The following is a 3,477-nucleotide window of genomic DNA, read 5'->3' on the forward strand; positions in this document are numbered from 1 at the left end:
GGTCGTCGGTCCGCGCGTACTGCACGGGCGAGGTCATCACCTGGCAGAGCCGAGCCGCCGGGACCGCCGGCGCGGCAAGGTCGCAGTGCAGGATTGCGAGCCCGAGGGCGAAGCCGATGCAGGTCATGTCTCATCGTCCGCGGTGAGAGGTACGGTCTGCCCGGCAAGGGCATGGGTGCAGTCGCCGAGGAACTGGATCTGACCGTCGCGCACGAAGCTGTGGCAGACGCGCTCGACCTTGTGCTGAGGCCAGGGAGCGCGTCGCCATTCCGCGATGTTCTCGGGGGTGACTTCCGGCTCCCAATAGGTGCCGGACACGAGAACGGAAGGCGTGAAGGTCGGCCGCTCGTGATCGCCGTTGAAGCCCCAGCAAGGAAGCGCGCCGTCCGGCACGACGCGGACGACGTGCATCGTGCTGCAGCCTGGGCAGTGGAAGCCGAGCCGGCCGCCCTCAAGCGAGCGCAGGACGCCGATACGGGCCATCACCTCGCCTCCGGAAACACGTCTGCGGGATCGTCTTCGCCGTCCGCAGCGGCGTCGGCCGCCGCGCGCGCCCGGGCCTCCTGCGCCTCGGCGACGAGCGTGGAGGCGTTCGCCTGCTGCGCCGCGCCGAGGTCGCGCTGATCCTGATCGTGCCGCAGGCTGTCGACCTCCTTCACGATGGCGTCCGAAAACGTCCGCGCGAGGAGGCCGAGCAGCGTGCTCAGCAGGGCTGAGAGGCTGAACATCAGCCGAGTGACCGGACTGGGTCAGCCGTGGTCGGGCCCACCGCCGTCGGCGTGGCGTGCGCGAGGGAGGCGTCCGGATCCTGCGGCAGCAGCGCGATGATGTGATCGCGGATCGCCGAGGTGCCACCGACCCACTTGATGAACCACTCCGGCGCGTGCTGGACGGCGTAGTTCAGCGCGTTGGCCAGGACGGTGCTGCGCACGTCGACCGAGAGCTTCATGCCCTCGGCCGCGCCCTGGACGGTGTTAAAGCCGAAGGCGATGGCTCGCTCGACGAGCTGCTGGGTCAGGATGCCCTTGATCACCGAGCCGGCGGCGGCCGGCAGGCGGCGACATGCGAACGCGATCAGGCCCATGACGAGCGAGACGACGATCTCCTGGATGCCGGCGGCATAGGAGGCCAGCCACGTGCCGAGCGGCACCGTGACGACGGCGGTGTCCGTGGCCGGCTGGGCGACGGTCGCGGCAGTTTGGGCGAGCGCGGGATGAGCGCCGAGACCGATGGCGGCGACCGCGAGCGCCACGGCAGCGAGCGTCAGCCCGGGCGCGCGGCGGGCTGCGCAGATCAGCGCGCCGATGAGCGCCAAGCCGAGCAGGAGCACCGTCACGCCGTGGCCGGCAGCGCGGGATAGGTCGAACGGCTGACCGGTCGCGGCCAGGGCTGGAGAGCAGACGCAGGCGAGCGCCAGCGCCGCGAGAGCGATGCGGTTCATGTCAGGTCTCGATTGTCGGGAGTGCGCGGCGGGCCCGGCCGGCTCGGGTCGAACTACCGCGGAATCCGCGGAGCTTGGGTCAGGCCCGCCGGCGGGCGGCGGCCTTCGCGGTGGGCTTGGCTCTCACCGCGGGGGCCTTCTTGAGAACCAACAAGGCTTGCTTCTCATCCGTGATGGGCGAAGCGAGCACAGCCGCGACGGCGGGCGCCGGCGGCGACCATGGCGTATCCGGGACCTTGCGCCAGAACGCGTACCGGGCCGCCAGCTTCGTGTCGTAGGCGTTCTTGCGGTAGCCCGGGCCGTTGTAGCCCATGGCGAACGCAGCCCAGCGGTGGTCGCGCAGCTCATCGTCGAGGTGGTTGGCGCGGATGAAGGCAACCGCCGCGGCAAGTTGCGCCTCCTCGCTGTCGAGGAAGGCCGCCACCATCTCGGCCGCGCTATCGAAGCCGGCCGCGACGTGGTTCGAGCCCATGATCTGCCCGAGCCCCCACGACGTCGCCTCAAGAGCGACGCGCGGATCGACCGCGAGCGCCTGGACGATGCGCGGGTAGCTGTCGGCCGGATACGGCTTCGTGCCCCACTTCGGGTAGGCGATCCCAAGCCGGACGAGCTCGGCGCGTGCGGCGCCCTGCGAAAGTGCGTACGCCCGGTGCGGCTCGTAGAGCGCTTTCGGGCGGCCCTTGCTGTCGAAGCCGCCGCCGGACGTCTCGACGTCGAGGAAGGCGTGAATTTCATCCTCACCGACGCCGATGCCGTGCCCGAGGCGCGGCAGATCCTCGTCGGCGAGTCGCTTCCCGATGCCCTTGAAGGCGCTCTCGCGCAGGCGTCGCAGCGCCACCGCGCTGGCGGTGTCGGTCATGTCGTCCTCACGATGTCAGGGGAGGAAGGCGCAGGAGGCCCAGGCGCTGACGCTAACGGCGCCCGGGCGCAGACAGATTTCGGTGGCCGTCAGCGCGACACGCTCACCATCTTGCCGAGCGGGACGATGGTCGCGGTGCCCTGAATCCTGCCGCCCTGATTGAGCCGATAGCCAAGATCGGCCACGCCAGGCGTGTTGGTCCCCACAGCGAAATCGATCGTGGCGCTTCCGCCCTGAGTGCTCGACTTCTGCGTGACGACCAGCGGGCCCGCCCCAGTGTTCGTCAGGAGGAACTCTTCATCGCGCACAAACCCGCCCACGCCCTGGATGACACCCTCAAGAACCAGATGGATCGAGGCAGAGCGGAACGGCGGCACCGTGACGTGGTAGGCATAAGCGTAGTTCGTCGAGCTGGACGTATCGATCGCTACCGTGTCCGCCCGATTGAGGAAGCCATACTCGTCAGCGAACGCCGTGCGGTTGTCCTGCAATGACACCGCCCCCGTGACGGTGTTTTGCCCGACGACGATGTTATTGGCGCCCGGATCCAGCTTGATCGGGAAGCCGGAGATCGAGCTGAAGTTGTTACCGGTGATTACTGCGCCAGAGGCGCCGGGACCCGCAAACCACAGGCCGGTGGGGCACCCGGCGAACTCGTTCCCAACGATCGAGATGTTGCCGAAAACTCCGGTGGTGCCGCCGGCGACCCGCTCAAACTTCATGCAGGCGGTGCCGCTGTTCTCGATCGAGTTGCCCGAGAACTGGAAATCCTGCGTCGCCGTGCCATCCGGCAGCTTCATGTGCCAGCCGATGTCGCCGCCCAGCCCCTTGAAGCCGAGCACCTTGAGGCCGCCGCCGCTTTCGTAAGAGACGAGATCGCCGGTCTTCGTGAAATTGTCGACCTTGACACCGAGCCACGTCCAGTCGCCGGCGTCCGAGTTGGCAATGTTGCGCGTGCGAATACCGATGTTCTTCGAGCCATCCACCGAGACGTTGTCGAGCTTGCCGGTGACGTTCGATTGGATGTCGATGCCCGTATCGAAGCCGATGATACGGGAGTCGCGCAGAACCGGCGATGAGCCCTGCTCGCCGGCGCCCATCTGAACGCCGACGCTGCCCAGCCCGTTGATGCCGACGAAGGTCAGCGGCAGGTTGTAGAGGCCCGAATAGTTTCCGA

At 68.2% G+C, this 3,477-nt stretch carries 5 protein-coding genes; all 5 read right to left on the reverse strand.

The window, feature by feature from the left end:
- Positions 1-123: 123 nt before the first annotated feature.
- Positions 124-483: a ubiquitination-like system serine protease family protein gene (locus tag ME121_RS32510; RefSeq protein WP_089231513.1), complete on the reverse strand. Its 360-nt coding sequence runs from the start codon at positions 481-483 to the stop codon at positions 124-126.
- Positions 483-728 (reverse strand): hypothetical protein, encoded by a 246-nt coding sequence (locus tag ME121_RS32515; RefSeq protein WP_059410318.1) that lies wholly within the window; start codon positions 726-728, stop codon positions 483-485. Before ME121_RS32515 ends, ME121_RS32510 begins: the two co-directional genes overlap by 1 nt.
- Entirely contained in the window at positions 728-1,441 is a 714-nt protein-coding gene (locus ME121_RS32520) for a hypothetical protein (RefSeq protein WP_059410319.1), read from the reverse strand. The genes ME121_RS32515 and ME121_RS32520 overlap by 1 nt, the downstream gene beginning before the upstream one ends.
- 79 nt (positions 1,442-1,520) lie before the next feature.
- A complete protein-coding gene (locus ME121_RS32525) occupies positions 1,521-2,300 on the reverse strand; it encodes an N-acetylmuramidase family protein (RefSeq protein WP_059410320.1) in 780 nt (259 codons plus the stop codon).
- An 89-nt stretch (positions 2,301-2,389) separates the two neighbouring features.
- On the reverse strand, positions 2,390-3,477 hold a 1,088-nt coding region (locus tag ME121_RS32530), incomplete at its 5' end, for a hypothetical protein (RefSeq protein WP_491892950.1).

The sequence above is a fragment of the Methylobacterium sp. ME121 genome, from assembly GCF_000974725.1.
GTDB lineage: Bacteria > Pseudomonadota > Alphaproteobacteria > Rhizobiales > Beijerinckiaceae > Methylobacterium > Methylobacterium radiotolerans.